The organism is Picrophilus oshimae DSM 9789 (assembly GCF_900176435.1).
Taxonomy (GTDB): Archaea; Thermoplasmatota; Thermoplasmata; order Thermoplasmatales; family Thermoplasmataceae; genus Picrophilus; species Picrophilus oshimae.
In genome coordinates this window covers 42,573-66,555 of sequence record NZ_FWYE01000005.1, presented here as the reverse complement: position 1 = coordinate 66,555, position 23,983 = coordinate 42,573, and the positions used below count along the sequence as shown (strand labels likewise).

The 23,983-nt window shown below is 39.2% G+C and carries 22 protein-coding genes, 2 tRNA genes and 1 rRNA gene; 15 read left to right on the top strand and 10 right to left on the bottom strand.

The window, feature by feature from the left end; translation table 11 throughout:
* Window positions 1-9 precede the first annotated feature (9 nt).
* Genes B8780_RS07800 through B8780_RS07790 form a run of 3 tightly spaced genes read left to right on the top strand, consistent with a single transcriptional unit; the run spans window position 10 to window position 3,522 of the window.
* A complete protein-coding gene (locus B8780_RS07800) occupies window positions 10-696 on the top strand; it encodes an MBL fold metallo-hydrolase (protein WP_084273270.1) in 687 nt (228 codons plus the stop codon).
* The gene (locus tag B8780_RS07795; RefSeq protein WP_084273269.1) at window positions 693-1,772 is read left to right on the top strand and encodes a glycosyltransferase; all 1,080 of its coding nucleotides are present in this window, start codon (window positions 693-695) and stop codon (window positions 1,770-1,772) included. Before B8780_RS07800 ends, B8780_RS07795 begins: the two co-directional genes overlap by 4 nt.
* 34 nt (window positions 1,773-1,806) lie before the next feature.
* Window positions 1,807-3,522 (top strand): DUF2070 family protein, encoded by a 1,716-nt coding sequence (locus B8780_RS07790; RefSeq protein ID WP_084273268.1) that lies wholly within the window; start codon window positions 1,807-1,809, stop codon window positions 3,520-3,522.
* Here the strand turns inward: B8780_RS07790 and aroC are convergent.
* Entirely contained in the window at window positions 3,496-4,578 is a 1,083-nt protein-coding gene (aroC, locus tag B8780_RS07785; protein WP_011177073.1) for a chorismate synthase, read from the bottom strand. The genes B8780_RS07790 and aroC overlap by 27 nt on opposite strands.
* A 35-nt stretch (window positions 4,579-4,613) precedes the next feature.
* Here aroC and B8780_RS07780 point away from each other — a divergent pair.
* Window positions 4,614-4,686: transfer RNA gene (locus B8780_RS07780), tRNA-Gln, on the top strand.
* On the opposite strand, the gene B8780_RS07775 is transcribed toward B8780_RS07780, so the two are convergent.
* Genes B8780_RS07775 through B8780_RS07745 form a run of 7 tightly spaced genes read right to left on the bottom strand, consistent with a single transcriptional unit; the run spans window position 4,687 to window position 10,145 of the window.
* The gene (locus B8780_RS07775; RefSeq protein ID WP_011177072.1) at window positions 4,687-5,559 is read right to left on the bottom strand and encodes an ArgK/MeaB family GTPase; all 873 of its coding nucleotides are present in this window, start codon (window positions 5,557-5,559) and stop codon (window positions 4,687-4,689) included.
* Window positions 5,528-6,001: a cobalamin B12-binding domain-containing protein gene (locus B8780_RS07770; RefSeq protein WP_236719425.1), complete on the bottom strand. Its 474-nt coding sequence runs from the start codon at window positions 5,999-6,001 to the stop codon at window positions 5,528-5,530. The genes B8780_RS07775 and B8780_RS07770 overlap by 32 nt, the downstream gene beginning before the upstream one ends.
* Window positions 5,970-7,667 carry an acyl-CoA mutase large subunit family protein gene (locus tag B8780_RS07765; protein ID WP_084273267.1) on the bottom strand — a complete coding sequence of 566 codons (1,698 nt, stop codon included), beginning with the start codon at window positions 7,665-7,667 and terminating at the stop codon, window positions 5,970-5,972. Before B8780_RS07765 ends, B8780_RS07770 begins: the two co-directional genes overlap by 32 nt.
* A 40-nt stretch (window positions 7,668-7,707) precedes the next feature.
* The gene (locus tag B8780_RS07760; protein ID WP_011177069.1) at window positions 7,708-8,460 is read right to left on the bottom strand and encodes a glycosyltransferase; all 753 of its coding nucleotides are present in this window, start codon (window positions 8,458-8,460) and stop codon (window positions 7,708-7,710) included.
* A gap of 3 nt (window positions 8,461-8,463) precedes the next feature.
* Entirely contained in the window at window positions 8,464-8,652 is a 189-nt protein-coding gene (locus tag B8780_RS07755; RefSeq protein ID WP_011177068.1) for a hypothetical protein, read from the bottom strand.
* A 23-nt stretch (window positions 8,653-8,675) separates the two neighbouring features.
* Window positions 8,676-9,299: a hypothetical protein gene (locus B8780_RS07750; protein WP_084273266.1), complete on the bottom strand. Its 624-nt coding sequence runs from the start codon at window positions 9,297-9,299 to the stop codon at window positions 8,676-8,678.
* Between the two features lie 33 nt (window positions 9,300-9,332).
* Entirely contained in the window at window positions 9,333-10,145 is an 813-nt protein-coding gene (locus B8780_RS07745) for a TatD family hydrolase (RefSeq protein WP_084273265.1), read from the bottom strand.
* Window positions 10,146-10,229: 84 nt separating this feature from the next.
* Between B8780_RS07745 and B8780_RS07740 the strand changes: the two genes are divergently transcribed.
* The 5 genes from B8780_RS07740 (at window position 10,230) to B8780_RS07720 (ending at window position 13,646) form a co-directional block, all read left to right on the top strand.
* Window positions 10,230-10,445, top strand: coding sequence for a heavy-metal-associated domain-containing protein (locus B8780_RS07740; protein ID WP_048059421.1), 216 nt, complete (start codon window positions 10,230-10,232; stop codon window positions 10,443-10,445).
* Window positions 10,438-11,778, top strand: coding sequence for an FAD-dependent oxidoreductase (locus B8780_RS07735; RefSeq protein ID WP_084273264.1), 1,341 nt, complete (start codon window positions 10,438-10,440; stop codon window positions 11,776-11,778). Before B8780_RS07740 ends, B8780_RS07735 begins: the two co-directional genes overlap by 8 nt.
* A 32-nt stretch (window positions 11,779-11,810) precedes the next feature.
* On the top strand, window positions 11,811-12,191 hold the full coding sequence (locus B8780_RS07730; RefSeq protein WP_084273263.1) for a DUF302 domain-containing protein: 381 nt from the start codon (window positions 11,811-11,813) through the stop codon (window positions 12,189-12,191).
* A gap of 23 nt (window positions 12,192-12,214) precedes the next feature.
* A 5S ribosomal RNA gene (gene rrf, locus B8780_RS07725) occupies window positions 12,215-12,335 on the top strand.
* A gap of 30 nt (window positions 12,336-12,365) precedes the next feature.
* Complete coding sequence (locus tag B8780_RS07720) at window positions 12,366-13,646, top strand: tryptophan--tRNA ligase (protein ID WP_084273262.1); 1,281 nt, start codon at window positions 12,366-12,368, stop codon at window positions 13,644-13,646.
* On the opposite strand, the gene mtnA is transcribed toward B8780_RS07720, so the two are convergent.
* A complete protein-coding gene (gene mtnA / locus B8780_RS07715; protein ID WP_011177062.1) occupies window positions 13,632-14,648 on the bottom strand; it encodes an S-methyl-5-thioribose-1-phosphate isomerase in 1,017 nt (338 codons plus the stop codon). The genes B8780_RS07720 and mtnA overlap by 15 nt on opposite strands.
* A gap of 122 nt (window positions 14,649-14,770) precedes the next feature.
* On the opposite strand from mtnA, the gene B8780_RS07710 reads away from it, so the two are divergent.
* The 6 genes from B8780_RS07710 (at window position 14,771) to B8780_RS07685 (ending at window position 23,309) form a co-directional block, all read left to right on the top strand.
* A tRNA-Lys gene (locus B8780_RS07710) sits at window positions 14,771-14,844 on the top strand.
* 12 nt (window positions 14,845-14,856) lie between these two features.
* Window positions 14,857-15,120 (top strand): DNA-directed RNA polymerase subunit H, encoded by a 264-nt coding sequence (locus B8780_RS07705; RefSeq protein ID WP_011177061.1) that lies wholly within the window; start codon window positions 14,857-14,859, stop codon window positions 15,118-15,120.
* On the top strand, window positions 15,121-18,705 hold the full coding sequence (locus B8780_RS07700) for a DNA-directed RNA polymerase subunit B (protein WP_084273261.1): 3,585 nt from the start codon (window positions 15,121-15,123) through the stop codon (window positions 18,703-18,705).
* Window positions 18,702-21,362 carry a DNA-directed RNA polymerase subunit A' gene (gene rpoA1, locus B8780_RS07695; RefSeq protein ID WP_084273260.1) on the top strand — a complete coding sequence of 887 codons (2,661 nt, stop codon included), beginning with the start codon at window positions 18,702-18,704 and terminating at the stop codon, window positions 21,360-21,362. Before B8780_RS07700 ends, rpoA1 begins: the two co-directional genes overlap by 4 nt.
* Window positions 21,359-22,885 carry a DNA-directed RNA polymerase subunit A'' gene (gene rpoA2, locus B8780_RS07690; protein WP_084273259.1) on the top strand — a complete coding sequence of 509 codons (1,527 nt, stop codon included), beginning with the start codon at window positions 21,359-21,361 and terminating at the stop codon, window positions 22,883-22,885. Before rpoA1 ends, rpoA2 begins: the two co-directional genes overlap by 4 nt.
* A complete protein-coding gene (locus B8780_RS07685; RefSeq protein WP_011177057.1) occupies window positions 22,878-23,309 on the top strand; it encodes a NusA-like transcription termination signal-binding factor in 432 nt (143 codons plus the stop codon). Before rpoA2 ends, B8780_RS07685 begins: the two co-directional genes overlap by 8 nt.
* Here B8780_RS07685 and B8780_RS07680 read toward each other — a convergent pair whose 3' ends face one another.
* Window positions 23,310-23,960, bottom strand: a complete 651-nt coding sequence (locus tag B8780_RS07680; RefSeq protein WP_084273258.1) for an aspartate racemase/maleate isomerase family protein — start codon at window positions 23,958-23,960, stop codon at window positions 23,310-23,312. It lies immediately after the preceding gene.
* Between the last annotated feature and the right edge of the window lie 23 nt (window positions 23,961-23,983).

Here is a 23,983-nt window from a genome sequence, read left to right as displayed (position 1 = left end):
TATTCATGCATGCACATAGATTTTATTGGTACATGGAGCGCCAGGCTAAAAAGGGGAAAGAGAAACTCATCGATATTGATAAACAAAAACATCCTTGTGGACTGCGGTCCGCATACAGTAGAGGCCCTTCTTGAAATGGATGTAAATCCATGCGATATAAACCCTGTATTAATAACACACATGCATCTTGACCATTTTTCAGGCCTGATTGAATTAATATGGCACAGATCAATGTCAAATTGCGATCCATTATTAATTATCGGTCCTGAGAATATTGAGGACTCGATAAAAAAGCTTTTAAAATTATATTACAGTCCGGAGAATTTCTACAATTTTAAGGTTTTGGATAAATTTGATGGCATAGAAAGGTTCAATGGAAAACATCCGGCACCTGATTATGGATATAGAATTGAAATGGATAAAACATTGTTCTTCTCAGGAGATACATCATTGTCAGATGAGATTATAAACGGCGCATACAAATCAGATGTTTTAATGCATGAGGCAACCTATCCATCAGGCATGGAAAATGAGGCTGCATTGCATGGCCATTCAACAGTCTCACAGGCCATTGAGGCCCTTAAAAGGAGCGGCTCGGCCATGCTTGTTCCAATGCATCTATCGGATTTATCATTAAACGAGATAAAATCAAGGAATATTTACATACCAGAAGAGTATAACTCACTTGAAATATGATACTTCAGCTGTGCCACGGAAAGGTGATACCGGAATACTCAAGCGCATACTCAAAGAGGTGCTACTCGCTGTTCAGCAATAGTAAGATAATGTCCATAGGAGGTTTATCATACCTTGATAAAAGCAATGACAGGGCGGCACAGTACCATGATTATTTATTAATGGCCATGTCATATTTAAGGGGAAACAGATCATTTGAAATATTATTATCGCAGGGCAGGTATCTAAGGAAAAAGTATTTCAACGATGCATTAAATGAAATAGAAAAAAATAAAATCATAGTCTTCGAGGGCCCATGGCAGTACCGTCTTTTTAAGGATTATCTAAACAACAAGGTAATCATCTACGATGCACATAACGTTGAATACCTTTTAAGGCAGAACAATATTTATCAAAACTATGTAAAAGGCATAGAGCATGAAATACTGAAAAAGTCAGATATTGTTATATCATTATCAAGAAGGGACATTGACAATTTTGTTAACATTTACAGCGTTGATAAAAAGAAGATTTACTATGTTCCATTGACATTGTCAGGGGAATTTAAATATAATGGAATAAACAGCAATTATATCGTCTTTATAGGCTCAATGTACGAGCCAAACATAAGGGCACTTGAGTTTATAAACGATATTGCAGGTGATATTAACATGGATTTTTACATAATAGGCAGCGTGTCATCGCATAAATTAAAAAACAAAAGGCGTAATTTAAAGCTTCTCGGCATGCTTCCAGAGGAGGAAAAGGATAAAATACTGTGCAATGCATTATTTGCAATAAATCCCGTACCATCCGGCTCAGGAAGAAATTTAAAGATTCTTGATTATCTATCCCATGGCCTTCCGGTAATAACAACCGAGACCGGATTAAATGGTTATGAGCAGTATAATATAAAAGAAGCGGTCATTGTTTCCGATCTAAAAGATTTTAAGGAGAATATAATAAAATTGATGAATGATAAAAGCCTTATAAAATCAATGTCATCTTTATCACACAAAGTTTTCATTAATATAATGAATGCCGAGGGCTCTCTTACAGGCGATGACATAATAAAAGATATTTTAAAGTTTTATTAAGATACATTTATATCTTTAAAAGGTATTAAAGCCCGTGGAAAAGAACAGGACTCTGGCAGGTCTGTCAAAATATATAAGGCATTCGCCTGAATGGTATTACTTTATAGTACCTGCCTTCATATTATTATTGATAGATTATTTAATACTTGGAAATGCATACTTTGTTGCCATTGTCTTGCTGCCGTCATATATATTATTAAACTTTCTTGATTATATCTTTATAAAAATATCAAGAAGCCAGTTCCCGGTATACAGATTAATATACTTTGACTTTGCATCATTTTTTATATCGAATTTATTCTTCTACGCTGCATATCTTTTAAACTTTGTTATAGGCATTAATATATTATACATGACAATGCTTGCAATCTCATTTGCTGCATTCTTTAGATTTTTAATACTTTATATATACTTCCCGAATAGATCATTAAGCCTTGTCATATCATCAATGAGCTACACGTTTTCATTTATAATAATATCATTGATATTTTATTATAAATACCTAAAGGTTGTTTACTTCATACCATTTATAATATCATCATTAATATACGTTGCATTTGCCATCTTCTTTATAAGGTTCAGCACAAGCAACTTTTATAAGAGATACAAATCAAAGCCTGCAGAGCTTATAAACTTCTTTATAAGCAGATCACAGATAGGCGCAGTAGCTGACAACTTTTTCAGCAAGGTTTATAACAAAATCCGCGAGATACCGGTAAAAACCGTCGATATAAGGTCAAACGGCAAAACAAAGGTTTTAATGGTGTTTCCATACGTTCATCCAGGGCCATACGGCAATCTGTGCTCAAGCAATCTGCCTTACAAGCTGAGTGCTGAGCTTGGCCTTGAAAATATAATGGTGTTTCACACCGCAACAACGAATAGCAACAATTGCTGCGGAAAGGAAGATATAAAAAACATTGCCGGTGCAGTAAAATCATCATTGAAGAAGATTAATTATTCATCAAGGATATCAAAGATTGAAAAGTTAAGAATCAATGGATATTCAATGTCCATGTTTAGATTTGGAAACTATGGTTTATCTGCAATTATACCGGACGAGAAAAAATTCGATGATATATCATTAAAGGAGGGTTTAAAACTAATAAAGGCAATGAAAAACGTTTCAGAGGACTTTGCCGTTATCGATGCACAGAACTGCTTTACCAGGAATGCACCGGAATTAAACGACCTTTCAATGTTTTTAAACAGTGCACAGAGGCTGTTTAAAAGCATGGAAACAAAATACGATGCCATGATAGGCTTTGGCTCCGTTAAAAGTAATATAGAAAGCCTTGGCCCACTTGGTATACAGGCCATAACATTAAAGACGGATAACTACCAGAGTATTGTTTTAACAGATTCAAATAATATAACAGAGGAGGCAATGAATCTGGTAAGATCAAAATTTGACTTCGATGTTGAGATCTATACAACGGATAACCATCTTGCAAATGCCAGCAATCTTGATGTAAATCCACTTGGCGCAAAGGATCCACAGCAGGTGGCAGATGCAATAGCAGAGGCTGTAAAAAAATCGATAAATGATATAGAACTCGTTGAGATGGGCATGGGCACATCCTATGTAAAGGTCAGGATGGGTGAGGAAAACTCATTCCAGATATTGATAAATACGGTCATCTCATCACTGAAGCGTGCAAAGTACTCAATAGCCGTGGTTTTATTGCTATCAATAATAACGTCAATTCTGGCATTTAAATATTTAATGTTTTTCATGCTGCTCCTCTAGAATAAAATCAAGGATTATAAATGCGGACATGCACTGAACAACCGGAACCGCCCTGAATGCTATAAATGGGTCATGCCTGCCCTTTACAATAATCTCGCTCACGTCAAGTGTTTTTAGATTCACAGTTTTCTGCTTTATCCTTATTGATGATGCGGGCTTTACAACGACATCGAACTCTATGGGCATGCCATTGCTTATGCCTCCTAAAATGCCGCCGGCATTGTTTGTCCTGGTCTTTATTCTCTTATCTTTTTCGTCGTAATAGAACTCATCGTTTGATTCAGACCCCTTCATATTTGAAAGGTTAAAACCGGCGCCAAAGGCTATGCCCTTTACAGCCGGTATGGAAAACATGGCCTTGGATATATTTGATTCTATTGAATCAAAGAATGGCTCGCCTATGCCTGGCGGAACGTTGTTTATCCTTGTTCTTATAACAGCACCAAGGCTGTCGCCTTCCTTTATTGTTTTCATTATTAATGCATGCAGTCTTTCATCAAGATACTTATCAGGAATCCTTGTTGAGAAATTGTATGGATAATCCTCATCGAAGTCATCATCATTATTGTAAACTATATCCATGGATTTTTTTATATACGAAACAACAGTTATGTTCATGTCCCTCAGCATCCTCATGGCTATTGAACCTGCAAATACCAGCGGCAGCGTCATTCTGCCAGAGAAGAAGCCACCACCCTCAAAGTTTCTGTAATCCCCGTATTTATAGTACATTGTTAGATCTGCGTGCCCCGGTCTTGGATTGTAATAAAGATCATCGTAATGCCTGTCTATGTAATCTCTATTTTTTGTTAAAAATACCAGGGGCGATCCATCAGTGTAGCCATTATGAATCCCGGCTATGATCTCAACATCATCGTCCTCCTTTCTCTGTGTTGTTATCTCGCTCTGTGCCGGTTTCCTTCTGTCAAGCCACTTCCTTGAATAATCATAATCAATGCTTATTCCTGCAGGAAGACCATCGATGGAGCCGCCAACGTATTTACCGTGTGATGATCCAAAAACCGATAATTTTAATTTATTACCAAGAATAAACATAAAACAAATATATCTAATTAGTATATAGTATTTGCAGCTCCGTGGTGTAGCGGCCAAGCATTACTGGCTCTGGACCAGTCGACGGCAGTTCGAATCTGCCCGGAGCTATCATTCTATCTTTATTATATCATTGGCAAGGCTGTACGGATCAATATTATAATCTATAACCATGTTCTCTATAATCGATGAGTACCTTTTGTAAAGATCCGATATTATAACCTGTTTAAGCTTTCTTTTGTATCTTAGATTCTTATTGTTCTTTTTTATTTTTTCAATCTCTGATAATAGTTCATTATAGCCCTCGCCTGTTATTGAATTTATTCCTATAACCGGCGGCCTGTTATCCTTTATTGATAATACATTCATTATTTCCTTCATTGCAAGGTAAGAGCCCTCAAGATCCATCTTGTTCAAAACAAAGATGTCGCCTATCTCCATTAAACCAGATTTTAATGCCTGTATCTCGTCACCAAGGCCAGGTGATAGCACAACCAGTGTTATATCTGCATAGTTCATTATATCAAGATCTGCCTGTCCGGATCCAACGGTTTCTATAATTATATTTCTGCTACCTGATGCCTCAAGAACCTTTATTATATCCCAGGTGTATTCTGAAAGCCCACCCTCATACATTCTGTTTGCTGTGCTTCTCATGTATATTCCATACTTTGAAAGTGATTCCTGCATTCTTATCCTGTTTCCAAGTATTGAACCGCCTGAAAATGGGCTTGAAGGATCAATTGCCAGTACTGAGGTAACAGCCTTATTATTCAGCATTGGCGCGAGCCTTCCTATTATTGTGCTCTTGCCAACACCGGGCGGGCCTGTTATGCCTATTATCCTTGCATTGCCAAGATTAAATATCCTTTCTATTATATATCTTCTATCATCGTCATCGCCGTTCTCCATTATTGATATGCATCTTGCTATTGATCTTCTGTCACCGGATTTAAGACCTGCTATTATCTGATCCAGATACATGCTTCCATCTCTTCTCCCTTGCCTCCATGGCCCTCTTCCTTACATGTTCTATTATTACCTTTAATGGCGTTCCAGGGCCGTAGTTGCCTGTTATTCCCATGGCCTCAAGCTTTGGCTTGTCCTCATCAGGTATTATGCCGCCACCAACGATTGCTATGTCATCTATTCCCCTTTCCCTTAAAAGATCGGCAACCCTCTTAAATGCGGTCATGTGGGCGCCGTTTAACAGACTTAGGGCTATGACATCAACATCCTCGTTTATTGCTATGTCAACGACCTCTTCAGGTGTTGGCAGCAGCCCTGGATATAGTACTTCCATGCCTGCGTTTCTAAATGCATTTGCAAGCACAAAGATGCCACGGTCGTGGCCATCTATTGCCGGTTTTGCGAGAAGCACCTTTATTGGCCTTTCAAAGTATTTTTGGTTCCTTCCATTCTCCAAAGACCTCCCTCCCAATATTTGATATCTCCTCAAGGGTTGCATAATCCTCAACTGCATCAATTATATATGGCATTGTGTTTTCATCACCCTCCATGGCCTTTCTAAGGTTTTCCAGGGATCTTTTTACCTTATTTATATCCCTTCTTTTCTTTAACTCATGGAATTTATTTATCTGCTCAATTTCAGATTCCTCTGTTATTTTTAACGTGTTTATTGGTCTTTCGTCCTTTTCTATGTATTTGTTGACACCGACCATGACGTCCTCAAGGTTTTCAAGGCGCATCTGCCTCTTATATGATGTTTCAGCGATCTCCCTTTGTATATATCCTGACTTTATTGCATTTAATATGCCACCCATCCTCTCTATTTCATTTAAATATTTGTATGCCCTTTCCTCCATTTCAGATGTTAACCTCTCAATGTAATATGAACCTCCAAGGGGGTCTATTGTATTTGCTATGCCTGTTTCCTCGGCAAGTATCTGCTGCGTTCTTAATGCAACCTTGACAGCCTCATCTGACGGTAGTGCCCAGGCCTCGTCGTATGAATTTGTATGCAGGCTCTGCGTTCCACCAAGTATTGCAGCCATTGCCTCAACAGTTGTTCTTATAATATTGTTCAGGGGCTGCTGCCATGTTAATGTATAACCTGAAGTCTGTGTATGGAACCTTAACATCATGCTTCTTGGATTCCTTGCATTGTATTTCTCCTTTAAAACAGTGGCCCATATGCGCCTTGCAGCCCTGAACTTGGCGATCTCCTCAAAGAAATCTATTGATGAATTAAAAAAGAATGATATTCTCGGTGCAAAATCATCAACGTTTAAACCTGCATTTATGCCAAGATCTATGTAATAAAACCCGTCGGCAAGTGTGAATGCAAGCTCCTGCACAGCATCGGAGCCAGCCTCCCTTATATGGTATCCAGAGACGCTTATATAATTCCATTTCGGTGCGTTCTTTGTACAGAAGACCATCATATCCTTTATTAATCTTAAATGCGCCTCAGGTGGATAGATCCATTCCTTCTGTGCTATGTACTCCTTTAATATATCGGCCTGGACGGTTCCGGAGATCTTTTCAAGTGGATGACCCTGCTTTTTGGCAAGTGCAAAGTACATTGCAGTCAAAACGGCAGCAGGTGCATTTATGGTCATTGATGTGCTTACCCTTGAAAGGTCTATGCCGTCGAAGATCCTTTCCATATCGTACAATGATGATACATTTACACCGCACTTGCCAACCTCGCCGTGTGATCTTTCATTGTCGCAGTCAAAACCATATAGCGTTGGCATGTCGAATGCAATGCTCAATCCTGTCTCTCCATTTTCTATTAAATATTTCAATCTTCTGTTCGTCTCCTCAGGAGTTCCAAAGCCCGAGAACATCCTCATCGTCCAGAGCTTTCCACGGTACATGTTTGGATAGATACCCCGGGTGTATGGATAAACCCCGGGATAGCCAAGAATATCGTCAATGTTCGATGGAAGGTCATCCCTATCGTAAAGCTCCTTAATCTTTATTCTTGATGAGTTATAGTATTCCCTTTCATTATAATTTGTTTTTTTATTCCATGGATCGAGGACATCACCCCTCCATTTTTTATATTTATCACCTGTTTTTAGTGATCTTTCTATCTCATCTATCTTAGACTCCCAGTAATTCATAAACTAATAACACAAGAATGAATTAAAATTTTTCCAAAAGTTAATTTTTCATAATTGCATAGATGTACCCGATGGCGCCAAAAAAATTCCTTATAAAATAGTATGGTCTAAAAATATTTTTTATCTCGCCTTTATATCCAAACTTCATGTTTTTATGTTTTCTTTTTAACTGAAGCCTGCCATAGCCGTTCCAGAAGGCCTGTTTTATGAATCCTTTTATATCATCCCTGGACAGATTATAAACAATGCAGTCCTGGCATAATGTATATCTTGCACCGGCATCAATGGCCCTTATGTTAAGATCTATATCCTCTGCCGTTATAAAATTCTCATCAAAACCATTTATTCTAAAAAACAAATCCTTTTTATAAATAAGATTGGCTGATGGCCTTGTCACCTCGAAGCCCTTATAATATATTTTAACGCGGTCCAGCCTGTACCTTCCACGGGTCACGGTTTCACCCGCTATTAAATCATATGACAGATGCCTTCTTATTGATTTAAGCCAGTTTTTATCCGCAATGGCATCACCATCTATAAATGCAATGTAATTATAAATCGAATTCCTTGCACCTATGTTTCTGCCAGCGCCCCTTGTAGACTTCATTCTTATTAATCTTATAAAATCGTACCTCTCCATGAGCTCATTTATTATCTTTAATGTATTATCAGAGCTCATGCTGTCAACTATTATAAGCTCGAACGGTCCCTCCTGGACCGCTATCGATTCTATAAAATCCTTTATATGTCTCTCCTCATTTTTAACTGTTGTGACTATTGAGATGCCCTCCAAGGATTACTCCCATCCCATTTTTTCTATATCCCTATCCTGCTTTGTCTTCTTTTTATATTCCTTGTAATGGGCCTTGCAGAGATGAACCTTTGTTTTGTCACTTTTAAGTGAGAACGCCTTCCTTGCAAGATCAGCAGGCACTGTTTTGAATCTCTCCTCATTGCATCCTGAAACATCGCAGATCTTTTCCATGGTTAGAGATGCAAAATAGAATATTAAATATTTATTTTCACAGCGGCATTCCTTTTTATTAAGATATCGGCAAGGCCCTTTCTAAGGTAAACAACATCATTTTTATGAAGGTAATAATTCCTCTCTGGCTGTGCTATTGGGGGCTGGTTTTCGGTAATTCTTAATATAATGTATTCATTATCGATGGCCTCGCTGCCTATTTCAGCATCGCCTTCAATATTATTTACCTCATTTACCTCTATTTTTTCCTCAACTTTTTCCTCTTCCTTCGGTTTCTCACCATCAAAGATCTCCTTAAAATATATGTTCATCTCCCTTTTCAGATTTTCATAGAATGTTTTCTCCTCTGGCGTTAAATTGTATATATCGTCCTGTATATCGTAAACGGCAAACTTTGCAATCTTTGAGAATCTTAATTCATAAAATGAGTGAAAAAGCTTTTTCAATTCATCGTAGAGTCCTGTTATATCCATGTATAATGTTATATCCTGCATGTTCTTTTTCTGCTCCTCCTGGAGCTGCATTTTAATCGATCTTATCTCGCTGTAAAAGTTTGAATCTATCTTATTTATCCTGCTTGAATTTCTCTCGGATAGTATCTGGGCCTTGAGATTTTCAATGATCTCATCGTACTTTTCCCTGTCCATGGAAAATGATCTTTAATATCATTAAAAAGTTTGCTAATCAATAAAAAAATCCTTTTTATAAATTTTGTATGGTACCTCGGAAAAGATCATGTTTAATATTTCATCATGGTTATCATAGGAATTTCTTATCATCCTTGCCCTTAATGGTACAGATTCCGGCGGTATCACCTTACCTGGTTTTGATTTATCGTCAACGTAATCTGTCTCTATCATGAACGGTTTTTTATAATTTATTGCATTTCTTATTCCTGACCTGGAGGCTATTATTGATTTATACAAATAGTCATTGCAGCCTATGTCATTTGGGTTTGCATGGTGTTTAACCGTTATATTAATATCCCCAAGCCTTTTTATTTTATCCTCAAGATTTTTATAACCGTTGCAGTTAAAATCCTCGCTGTGTATTATTAATGGTATTTTGTTATCCCTGGACGCCTCAAGCGCATAATCAAGAACCTTTAAACAAACATTGTAAAAATCATCATCGACATTAAAATGCGGTGTGCCTATCTCACCAAGGGCATCAGCATGGCCATCCTTTATAATTTTTACTGCAAGATCGATACCATTGACCATCTCTTTTAAAGGGTCTTTTCCAGAATTTTTAAAGTATATGTAATCCAGCGGATATGGCCCAAGCGTTATGATGACATTAAGGTGTTCTTCTATCATTTTTCCGGTTTTTATTGTTTCATTGTATAATTTTTCGTAATAATTACTGCATAAATAATGTTCCGGGAAATTAACAAGGTTAAGTGCCGTTCCACCAGCCATTTTAAATCTCAACGCAGCCTTAATGAAACATCCAGATGGTCTTATATGCATGAAATTGTCAAAGACAACCATTCTTTATTATTTAATCTGCATAGGTAAACTTTTTTTTACTTTATAATATTTATAAAATTATTTAATACTAAATTGGTGACCAAGATGAAGGTAACATTAAAGGTTTATGGCATGACCTGTGATGACTGTGTTTTGCATGTAAAGAAGGGCCTTGAACAGGTTGGAAAAAACGTTAAAGTTTCAATTGATGGAAACGCAAGCCTGGAAATCGATGATAGCATTGATCCTTATAAGATTCCGTCCCTGGAAGTTTTCAGTGGAAGGTACAAGGCACAGGTAAGGGAGATAAAAGATGAATGATTACGATCTTGGCATAATAGGCTGGGGTGCTGCCGGTTTTGCAGCCGCAATAAGGGCAAGCGAGCTAACATACAATGGAATGAGGATAGCATTGATAGGCAATGGTGATCTTGGCGGCACCTGCGTTAACGTTGGATGCGTTCCATCGAAATATTTAATAGAGGCATCAAAGGAGTATAATCATGCATTAAAACCGAGATATCCTGGAATATCATCCAGTGCAGGTGTAAATTTTCATGAATTAATGTCGTCTTTAAGATCGTTCGTTTTAAAATCAAGGGAGAACAAGTATACAAACGTTATAAAAAATTTTCATAATATTGATTTATACAGGGGCAAGGCCTCATTTATTTCAAAAAACGAGGTAATGGTAAACAACATTAAAATAAGGGCAACGAATTTTATAATAGCAACAGGTTCAAGGCCTTATATACCGGAAAATATAAAAAATTACATAACAAGCGATGATCTATGGTCCCTGGACGAAATACCAAAAAGGCTTGCAATAATAGGTTCCGGTGCTGTTGCCATGGAGATGGCATATGCATTCTCAAATTTCGGTTCTGATGTTTATGTATTTAACAGATCCAATCACGTTTTAAAGAACTTTGACAGTGATATAAATAAAATGCTTATCGATCATATGAAAGGCCTCGGTGTAAAATTCATCTTCGGTGATATAAAGGAGGCCGATCATGATTATGTAATATCAGATAGAAAATATTCTGGCTTTGATAAAATACTCGCTGCCACTTCAAGGGTTCCAAACATAGATATTAACCTTGAAGCAGCATCCGTTGATTATAAAAATGGAATAATAGTCGATGACCATCTAAGGACATCGAATAAGATGATATACGCAGCAGGAGACTGCGTCGATCAAAGATTTCAGCTTGAAACGCTTGCAGGCAGGGAGGGCGTCATTGCCGTTGAGAACATACTTGGCCTTGATAGATCCATAGATCTTATCAATGTTCCATGGGCCGTTTTCACAGAACCTAACGTGGCATCTGCTGGCTACACTGAAAGGGAATTAAAAAAATACAAAAAGCGCGTTCTTTATCTAAAAAATGTTGTCAAATCAAACATTTTAATGGAGGATGGCCTTGTTAAGATGCTCACAGACGATGAGGATCATGTTCTCGGTGTACAAATATTTGCACCATACGCCGCAGAGTTCATACCTGAAGCATATAATATAATAAAAAACCATGGTAAATACAGTGATTTCATAGAGGCAATGCATGTATTTCCAACGGTGTCCGAATCATTAAAGATCACGGCGCAGTCGTTTATACGTGACGTATCAATGATGAGCTGCTGCATGGAATAAAAAAATAAATAATAGATTCTAATTATTTTTATATGTTCTCGGAGTTTAAATCGTCATATGATTTCAATGAAACTTTAATAAAAATAAAGGATTTTTTAAATAAAAACAATGTAACAATCTTCTGCGAGGTAGATCATAAAAAGAATGCGGAATCTGTAAACATGGAATTAAACAATGAATACCTTATAGTATTTGGCTCGCCTGTTCTTGGAACCCATCTAATGATTGATAACCCAAGATCCGGCATAGAGCTGCCGCTCAGAATACTAATCTATGAAAAAGATGGTGTAAACGTTCTTTATGTTGAACCAGAATATTTAAAATCAATTTTCAGCCTGGGTGATGAGTATATAAATAAGATATCAGGGCTCATAAAGGCCCTGGAATCGGGGCTAAAAAACAGAAATATTTAAATATTATAATGTAATTTAGTTTAGACGACGACCATAACATCGGGGAAATACCAGGTCCCATTCCGAACCCGACGGTGAAGCCCGATGTGTTTCATGTGGTACTGTCTTCCGCGAGGGGATGGGAAGCATGATTCGTTGTCGTTATCTTAATTAACCAATTTTTGATTAACTCTCATGATAGATCCATGGGGTTCAAATCAGTACTTTGATTATGAAAAGCTTATGAAGGAATTTGGCATATCAGCTCCTGATAATTTTTTTGATCATTATCTATTCAGGAGGCATTTAATCTTTGGGCAGAGATCCATAGATTATATAGAATATGCAATAAAAAACAGGATTAAGTTCAATGCCGTTACCGGATTAATGCCCTCGGGTGCCATGCATCTTGGCAATAAGATAACAATAGACCAGATAATATTCTTTCAAGGCCTTGGTGCCGATGTTTTTATATCCGTTGCCGATCTTGAATCATACGCAACAAGAAATATCGGCTTTGAAAGGGCAAGGGAGATAGCAATAAACAATTACATTGTTAATTATATTTCCCTTGGATTAAAACCATGCAGGATATACTTTCAATCTGAGGATAAAGACACCCAGAGGCTTGCATTTATACTATCAAACGAGACAAACATGACCGAGTTAAAGGCAATATACGGTTTAAATGATTCATCATCAATGCTTCATGTAAACTCACCATTAATACAGGCGGCGGATGTTCTTCACTCGCAGTTAAAAAAATTCGGCGGCCCAAGGCCAACGATAGTACCTGTTGGTGTTGATCAGGATCCTCATATAAGATTGATGCGCGATCTTGCATCCCGACTAAGGGTATACAGCGTTTCCATAAAGGATGGCTACGTTCTAATATCAATAAAGGGCACAATGGACTCAAGGAAATTCATAGATGATGCGGTGTCATTACTAAATAATTATGATGCTTCATATAATTATGATTACAGGACCATCGAGCTGAAAAACTCAACCGAAAATGATAAAATAGAGATTGATCTAAAATTATCACTTCTTGAATCAAAATACAATGATCTTGACTTTATAGCCCCATCTGCAACGTTCCAGAAGCTTGAAACAGGCCTAAAGGGTGGCAAGATGTCATCGCATGTCCCGGATTCATTGATATCATTGAACGACGATGAAAGCGATGCAAGAAGAAAGATAAAATCATCGCTCACAGGAGGCAGGAAAACCATAGAGGATCAAAAGATCTATGGTGGAAATCCTGAAAGGTGCCCGGTTTATGAATTATATTTATACCATGACAAGGATGATAAAAATGTTCAAAGGGTTTACGAGGAATGTCGCGGGGGCGTGAGGATGTGCGGTGCATGCAAGAACGAGGCTTCAGAGATGATCTCAAGACTTTTAAATGAATTAAAAGAGAAAAAAGACGAATCGTTATCAAAAATAGACGAATATTTATCTCATGAATAGATCCTTTGATATTAATGATCTTAATTTTTCAAGCTCGTTCGGCTTAAATATACCGTACTCTGTTATAAACGCAGTAACGTACTCGTTTGGTGTTACATCAAACGCCGGATTCCTTGCATGGCTCTGAGAAGGGCCTATGTTTTTCCCGTTTATTGATAAAACCTCGTTTTCATCCCTTTCCTCTATTGGTATCTCATCACCACTTTTTATATTAAAATCAAAGGTGCTTCCAGGTGCAGCAACGTAAAATGGTATGTTATTTACCTTTGCAAGCACGGCCTTTTCATATGTTCCTATCTTGTTTGCAAAGTCACCGTTTGCTGCTATTCTATCAGCCCCTACTATAACAAGATTAACATCCTTCTTCTTCATAAAGTAGCCTGCAGCGTTGTCGGCTATTATTGAATGGTCTATTCCCTCCTGTGCAAGCTCCCATGCCGTTAGCCTTGCACCCTGAAGCCTGGGCCTGGTCTCATCAACGTAGACAAAGATATTCTTTCCAGAGTCCTTTGCAATCCTCATGGGTGCTATTGCCGTTCCCCAGTCAACAACCGCAAGCGCTCCAGCGTTGCAGTGCGTAAGTATCCTGTCACCGTTCTTTATTAATTCATTTCCATACTCGCCTATCTTCTTTGATCTTTCAGTTATTTCAAGTGCATACCTCCTTGCGGCGCTCTCTGAAAAGTTATTCTTCTTCATGTAGTCTATTGCCTTGAAAAGATCGTATGCAGTTGGCCTGGAGCTCCTTATTAGCTCAACAGCCTTTTCCATGTCCTCATTGTTCTTTTTTGCCATTGCAAGGCCATAGGCCGCTGTTACGCCTATTGCCGGTGCCCCGCGAACCGCCATGTCCCTTATGGCATTGTAAACATCATTGCTGTTTTTCAATTCTATAATTGATATCTCGTCAGGTATCTTTCTCTGATCTATGAGCTTTACCTTATTGTCCTCGTACCATACTGCCAGCACTGTTTTTGTCTCGCCGTTTATATTAACTTTCATGAACTTAAATATTCATAACAAATATTAAGATATCGAATAGAAAAAGTAAAAATACTATTTAGTAATATCAATCAATACCGAATGGTTTATATTTCAATAAATAATATAGCGAGCTACTTTATGGGTCCGTAGCTCAGCTAGGTAGAGCGTCTGGCTTTTAACCAGGCGGTCAGGGGTTCAAATCCCCTCGGACCCGCTGGGTGGGAAAATGAGTAAGTTTAATGTGCTCGAGCACGAGATAGTACCAGAGCATCATCTTGTACCAGTGGAAGATGAGGATAAGATTCTTTCAGAGCTTAAAACAACAAAGGAGGCATTGCCGAAGATCAGTTTAACAGATCCGGCAATTAGGGCGCTGGAGGAGGCACTTAATACAAAGATTGGCGAGAACAGGATCATTAAAATTATAAGGAAGAGTCCAACGGCAGGCTATTATGAGTATTACCGTGTGACTGTTAAAGGGGTGTTTTGAATGAATCCAATTCTTGATTATTTTTTTAAAACTGAAAGTGTTGTTAACTATCAAATAGAGTCAATGAACCATTTTTACGCAACAAAGGATAATCCAAACAATAGAATGCAGGAAATTGTTGATGAAACAAAGGTTTCAGATGATTCTGAACCAGGTGTGATTTTACTTGATCCTGTTAAAACGCGTGGAAAGGAGATTAAAATATACTTTGGCAGGATCCGTGAGAACGGAAAGCCATCAGGGGAGCCGACGATATGGGTCGAAAAGCCCGAGATAAAGGAGGCATCTGGTGCATCGAATCAAATAACACCTCAGGAGGCCAGGATCAGGGATTTAAACTACATGGCGCCTGTCATGCTGAGATTAAGAATTTTCGAGGACGGCATCGAGAAGGATAACGATACAATAAAGATTGGTGACATTCCGGTAATGGTCAGATCAAAGATATGCACATTAACAGGAAACAATCTTGATATTTACATAGAAAAGAACAACGGGCCCATAAACGCAACCAGAACAGAAAAGCTGCAATACGTTGGCGAGGACCCAAATGATACCGGCGGCTATTTCATCATAGGCGGTTCAGAGCGTGTTATAGTTTCAATAGAGGATCTTGCACCAAACAAGATACTCGTTGAATACGAGGAAAAGTATGATAACAAGGTCGAGGTTGCAAAGGTTTTCTCACAGAAGGGTAACTTCAGGGCATTAACATCAATGGAAAAGGGCAACGACGGTATTATCAACGTTTCAATACCAACAGTTGCCGGAACAGTGCCTCTGGTAATATTAATGAAGGCCCTTGGGATGGATAAGGATATAGAGATACACAACGCAATATTCTCGGATATTAGAATGGATCCTATTATATATGCAAACATAGAGGAGGCAAGGAATCCAAAGGTACTGCCACCAAACGGCATTAATACAACCGATGATGCGATATCATACCTTGAAAAGAGGTTTGCATCAGGTCAGGCAAAGGAATTCAGGGAGAAAAAGATAACGCAGATGCTTGACAGATCATTATTACCGCATCTTGGAGACACCGTTGATGACAGATATAAAAAGGCCCTTTACCTTGGCAGGATGGCAAGATCACTTCTTGAGCTTAATCTTGGCATAAGGCAGGAGGATGACAAGGATCATTATGCAAATAAAAGAATAAAGCTTGCAGGCGATCTGCTTGACGAATTATTTGCAAATGCCTTCCAGAGCATAATGAAGGATTTAAAATATCAGCTTGAAAAAACTTATAACAGAAAACGTGGTATAAGGATAAGGCCCGCTGTAAGGCAGGATCTCTTGACCCAAAAAATACTGCATTCGATGGCCACCGGAAACTGGATAGGCGGCAGGACAGGCGTTTCACAGCTTCTTGACAGAACATCAAATGTGAGCACGCTAAGCCACCTAAGGCGTATTATATCGCCATTAACAAGGTCACAGCCGCATTTTGAGGCCAGGGATCTACATCCAACGCAGTGGGGAAGGATCTGCCCAAATGAAACACCTGAGGGCCAGAACTGCGGTCTTGTTAAAAATGCCGCATTAATAATAAACGTTACCCAGGGAATAGACCCTGATATAATAATAGATAAGATAAAGAACCTTGGAATATATGATGTTGAATCCGAGGAATCATCATCAAGAATATATTTAAACGGCGATTTCATAGGCTATCATAACGATCCTATTGCCTTTGTTAACACGGTCCGCGATCTCAGGCGCGCAGGAAGGATATCACAGGAGCTTAACATAAGATATGATAACAAAACAAACGAGGTTATAATGAACTGTGATCGCGGCAGATTAAGAAGGCCATTGCTGATAGTTAATGATGGTAAAACCGTTTTAAACAGGGACATGGTTGAAAAGTTAAAGATGGGTGATTACACAATAGATGATCTTGTAAACCTTGGTGCAATCGAATGGCTTGATGCCGAGGAGGAGGAAAACTCTTACATAGCGGTTTACCCATTTTCTTATCCTGAGAGGTGCCCGAACTGCAACTCAATACTTTACCGCGACATGGTTACATGGGTAAATCCAGGTGAGGATAATATTGTGCTTGAATGTGATAAATGCCATGCCCATTTTGATGGAAAATCACTTTTAACCAGTGAGCATACACATTGTGAGATAGATCCATCAATGATACTCGGTGTTGTTGCATCTTTGATACCATATCCTGAGCATAACTCATCACCAAGGATAACAATGGCATCTGCAATGACAAAGCAGTCAATAGGACTGCCGGCGGCAAATTATAGAATAAGGGTTGATACACGCGGCCATCTGCTGCATTATCCACAGGTTCCTCTGGTTAAGACAAAGGTCATGGACTTTATAAAGTACAATAACAAGCCGGCCGGCCAGAATTTTGTCGTTGCAATAGTATCATACCAGGGATATAACATACAGGATGCCATAGTCATGAACAAGGCATCAATAGAGCGCGGCCTTGGAAGGAGTGCATTCTTCAGGACATACACAGCAGAGGAGATAAGGTATCCCGGAGGCCAGGAGGATAGATTCGAGATTCCAACACATGATGTTTTGGGCGCCCGCGCCGAGGAGTATTACAAGAATCTCGATGAAAGCGGTATAATATATCCGGAATCAGAGGTTAACGGCTCAGACGTCCTTGTTGGAAAGACATCACCGCCAAGGTTCCTGGAGGAGAACGCAGATAAGCTTGGTCCAATGAGGCGCCGTGAATCATCTGTTACAATGAGGCCAAACGAATCAGGCTACGTTGATAACGTCTTTTTAACGGTATCAGAGAGCAACAGCCGCATCGTAAAGGTAAAGGTAAGAATGGACAGGACACCGCAGCCCGGAGATAAATTTGCATCCAGGCATGGCCAGAAGGGCGTTATAGGCGCCGTTGTTCCACAGGAGGACATGCCATTTACAGAGGATGGTATAATTCCGGATCTACTATTCAATCCGCATTCAGTTCCATCAAGGATGACACTTGGTCATGTCCTGGAAATGATGGGTGCAAAGGTCTCAACGGCCACGGGCGAGAATATAGATTCAACGATCTTTGACGGTGAGCCTGAGAAGAGCCTCCGTGAGGAATTAAAGAAATACGGTTTCAGCGAATCAGGCGAGGAGGTAATGTACGATGGCATCACCGGAAGGAAATTCAAGGCAAGGATCTTTATCGGTGTTATATATTACCAGAAGCTGCATCACATGGTTGCAAACAAGTTCCATGCCCGTTCCAGGGGTCCGGTGCAGATATTAACAAGACAGCCAACCGAGGGACGTTCAAGACAGGGCGGTCTCCGTTTCGGAGAGATGGAGCGTGATACATTAATAGCACACGGTGCATCCATGGTTATAAAGGATCGCCTGCTGGACCAGAGTGATGGCACAATACTTTACGTCTGCGGAAATCCATCCTGCGGACATATAGCTATATATGATTTCAAGCGTGGAGCCTTAAAATGCCCTGTTTGCGGCAATACAGGTAATATATACCCAATAGAAACAAGCTACGCATTTAAATTGATGCGTGATGAATTAAGTTCACTTGGTATTATTATGAGGCTTGAGCTGGGTGATATGAGATGAATTTTAATAACGTTTCAAAGAGAATTAAGGATATTAAATTTGCGCTGCTATCACCTGATGAGATAAGAAAGATGTCCCAGGTTAAGGTGATAACACCGGATACATACGATGATGATGGATATCCAATTGATAAGGGTTTAATGGATCTTCATATGGGTGTTATAGAGCCAGGTCTGAGATGCGCAACCTGCGGTGGCAAGGTTGATGAATGCCCGGGACACTTCGGGCACATAGAGCTTGCAATGCCAGTTGTGCACGTCGGTTTCGTCAAGGAAATAAAAACAATGCTGGATTCATCCTGCAAGGTCTGTGGCAGGATAAAATTAACTGATGAGGAGATCGAGAACTATAAAAAGAGTATAGAGGACCTGAACTTTGTAAGGGATGATCCTGAAATCATAGACATTAAATTAAGGAAGATAACCGATCTGGCATCATCAAGGGAGATATGCCCCCACTGTGGCTCTGAAAGTCCAAAAACGATTATTGATAAGCCAACAACCTTCAGGGAGGGCTCAATAAAGATCACACCAAAGGAGATCAGGGAAAGGCTTGAAAGGATACCAGATGATGATTTAATATTCTACGGTTTAAACAAGGATTCTGCAAGACCCGAATGGATGGTCTTAACCGTGCTTCCTGTGCCACCAATAAACGTAAGGCCCTCGATAACACTTGAAACGGGAGAGCGCAGCGAGGATGATCTAACACATAAACTTGTTGATATAATAAGGATAAGCCAGAGATTAAGGGAAAGCAGGGATAACGGCTCTCCACAGCTGATTATCGAGGATCTATGGGATCTATTGCAGTATCATGTCACAACATACTTTGATAACCAGACTGCTGGAATACCACCGGCAAGGCACAGGTCAGGACGTGCATTAAAGACACTGGTTCAGCGTTTAAAGGGTAAGGAGGGCAGGTTCCGTGCAAACCTTTCAGGAAAGCGTGTGAACTTTTCATCACGTACTGTTATATCGCCTGAGCCATTTTTATCAATAAATGAGGTTGGCGTTCCTGAAAGGGCCGCAAGGGAGATGACCGTACCGGTAACTGTAAACGCATTTAACATAGATGTAATGCGTGAGTGGGTTAAACGCGGTCCAAATCCAGAAAACAATGGAAAATACATTGCAGGTGTTAATTATCTAATAAGGCCTGATGGCAGGCGTGTAAAAATCACAAAGGACAATGCCGAGGAAAATTCCAAGAGGCTTGACATAGGCTGGACCGTTGAGAGGCAGCTCAACGAGGGTGATATTGTTCTATTCAACAGGCAGCCATCACTTCACAGGATGTCCATGATGGCCCATACTGTGAGAATACTTCCAGGCTTAACATTCAGATTTAATCTCGCAGTCTGTACACCATACAATGCTGATTTTGACGGCGATGAGATGAATTTACACGTGGTTCAGAGCGAGGAGGCCAGGGCAGAGGCAAGGATTATTATGAAGGTCCAGGAACAGATAATGTCACCAAGGTTTGGCGGACCAATCATAGGGGCAATTCACGACCATATAACAGCGTTATTCTTGTTAACGCATAATAATCCATTATTCACAGAAGAGGAAACACTTCATATGACATCGTACATGGATATAAGCAGGATGCCAGAACCAGTCATAATCGATGGTAAAAGATATTATCACGGTAGAGATATATTCTCATTGACCCTGCCTCCTGGATTAAATGTGAAGTTCAAAAGCCATCTTTGCTCAGGCGCAAAGGATAAATGTGAATACGAAAACGACCCGAATGATATATACGTTGTTATAAGGGATGGTAAATTAATACACGGTACAATAGATGATGAGGCCGTTGGTCCGTTCTCAGGGGTCATTGTCGATAAAATATTCAGAAAATACGGCCCGGATGCAGCCGCAAGGTTCCTTGATAATGTAACAAGGCTTGCCATAGGCTTTATATCGTACCGCGGTTTCTCCACAGGTATTAGGGATTATGATATACCAGAAGATGCAATATCAAGAATAGATGAAATAGCCAATGCAACGATAGAAAAGATAGATAAACTGGTTGATGCCTACAGGAGGGGTCAGCTTCAGCCTGCCCCGGGCAGATCCATAGAGGATACACTGGAGGTCGAGATCCTTGCCGAGACAGGTTCAGTCAGGGATGAATCAGGTAAGATAGCATCATCATACCTTGGTTTAAACGATCCATCAGTTATAATGGCAAGATCCGGTGCCAGGGCCAAGATGCTTAACATAGCAGAGGTCGCAGGTATGGTTGGCCAGCAGTCGGTCAGGGGAGGCAGGCTTAACAGGGGTTACAGTGGAAGAACATTACCGCATTTCAAGGAAAACGATCTTGGCGCATACGCCAGGGGCTTTGTGAAATCATCATACCGTTCAGGTTTAAGCCCAACGGAGTACTTCTTCCACAGTATTGGAGGCCGTGAGGGTCTCGTTGATATAGCAGTACGTACATCAAGGAGCGGTTACATGCAGAGAAGGTTAATAAACGCATTCGAGGATCTAAAGGCAGACGAGGACAGGCGTGTTGAGGATACACTTGGCTCAATAATTCAGTTTAAATATGGTGAGGATGGAATAGACCCAACAAGAAGCGATGAGGGCGAGACCATAGATATTGATTACCTTGCATATGATGAGCTGGGTGATGAACAATGAGCTCATTGCTATGGAAGGATACAAAGGCAAATGTGAATAATATTATAAAGAATGTGCCATGCTATTACGCATTTGAATTCAACGTTGAGAATTGCAGTGACGGCTACATAACATTAAACAAGAAGGATTTTGAATACCATGTTATAATATCTGATGTGGCAAATTTCAATGATTCAGATAAGATTATTAAAAAGAGGAAGAACAACCTTAAAAAAATGATAAAAATAGAATCAATCGAAAAGATTGATGCAATAAATATAGACCAGTTCAAAATGGATAAAAAAATTGATGAGCTATCATCTTTTGCCATGGGCGATCTCATAAAAGTTGAGATAAAGGAGGTCTCTGAGGTAAACATCAACAGCGATGTTCAATCAGTTATAAACGATGGTTTAAATCTTGGATTTAAACTCCCTGTATCAGTTGCAGAAAAGCTTGTAAAATACAAAAAATCCCTGAGCACCGAAAAGTATGAAAAGCTTTTAAACCGCGTTATTTCAGAATTGCAAAAAAAGGAGATAGATCCATACGAGGCTGTTGGAATTATAGCAGCCCAGAGCATAGGGGAGCCTGGAACACAGATGACAATGAGGACTTTCCACTTCGCCGGTGTCGTTGAGATGAACGTTACGCTTGGCCTTCCAAGGTTAATTGAGATCGTTGATGCAAGAAGGGTTCCAAGCACACCATCAATGACAATATACCTTAAAAAGGAGTATTCAAACAACGAGGAAAAGGTAAGGGAGCTGATAAAAACACTTGAAAACACGGCATTAATAGATGTTGCGGATATAATCACAGACGTTTCTGAGATGAGCATTACCGTTAAGCTTGATGAAAGGAAGAGCAATGAAAGGCTTGTAAACATCAATGATATAATGAATGTAATACAGAAATTAAAGGGCATAATGGCAGCACAGACAGATGATAAAACAATACTTGTTAAGCTGCAGCAGGAATCATTCAAAAAACTTTATCAAACCCAGGAGGATCTAAAATCGCTAACAATAAAGGGCGTTCCAAAGATAAAAAGGGCCATAGCAAGGTACGATAATTCAGAACGCTGCTGGAAGATATACACGCAGGGTTCTAATCTAAAGGGCGTTCTTGATATCGATGAGGTCGATCCGACAAGGACCTACACCAACGATATTATTGAAATCGAGCAGGTTCTTGGTATAGAGGCTGCAAGGAATGCAATATACCTTGAGGCAGAAAGAACATTAAGCGAGCAGGGTTTAAATGTCGACAAAAGGCATTTAATGCTTGTTGCAGACATGATGACTTTTTCAGGAAACGTCAGGGCTGTTGGCCGTCAGGGTATATCCGGCAGGAAGAGCAGCGTTCTTGCCAGGGCAGCATTTGAGATAACATCAAAGCATCTTTTGAAGGCAGGCCTCCTTGGTGAGGTTGACCAGCTTGCCGGAGTTGCAGAAAATATTATTGTGGGCCAGCCGATAACCCTTGGTACGGGAGCAATTAACCTGGTCTACAGTGGTATAAAGAGGGTTAAGCATGAATGAAATAACAATAGATAATAAAACGCTTGAAAATATAAAACTTTTTGAGAGCTATGCAAAGACAAGGGTTTATGAATGCCTTGAGAACGAAGAAATGATCCTTTTTGTCGTCGGTGAGAGAAAGCTTGCCGAGATATTTAAAAGGAATCCTGATATAATAAGCGCACTGAAGGAAAAGATAAACAAAAGGATACTACTGGCCGAATATTCCAGCGATCTTCTCACATTTGTAAAAAATCTCTTCTTTAAATACGAGATTAGGGAAATAGAGATATACTGGAAGGAAAACCAGACAACAATCTATCTTACAATTGCACCTGAGAACATAGGCCGTGCTATAGGAAAGGATAGCAGGAACATAAAACTCATGAAGGATGCGGTTTCAAGGTATTTCCACATAAAAAGCATAATAATAAGGCAGAAATAATCAAAGACCAGGTATATTAATATTTATATCCAGGGCCCTTTCAATACCATAGAGTATTGCAGAGTTCTCGGATATAACCGGTCTATTAAATTCATCCCTTATACGGTTTAGTATATTTGATGTGCTCAATGCCGTGCAGGCTATATATATTGCATCTGCATCCTTTATTTTATCGGAATTTTCATCAAGCATGGATATAATCTCATCAGGTTTGGTGTTTGAAATGTCTATTCCGTATATTTTATTCATATAGAAGAATCCGGTTACATTATAATCATTAAAAAATTCGGATTCCTTTTTAGCCCTTTCATATATATAAGGTGTGCCTATAAATACAGATCTATAATTATTATCATTTAAAAAATTTTTTACCGCTATTTCAGGTATAATTGGATTTTTCAATATCTCGATGATTGAATCCATGTTTTTATGTGTGCCATAGGTTCTTCCATAGACAATGATGTCAGACCATTCAAGCATTTTAAATGCATTATTTAAATCCCTTTTAAACTGTTTTACATCCCTTGGCTCACAGCCGCCGGTGGATCTCATCCTTGTAAAATGAAAGCTCATATCATCATGTGGCATGTTATACAAATCATATTCTATTGCAGCGTTATTTGCAGGTATTATTAAACCTATCCTTATCATTAATTAAAAATAAAAAATTTTTA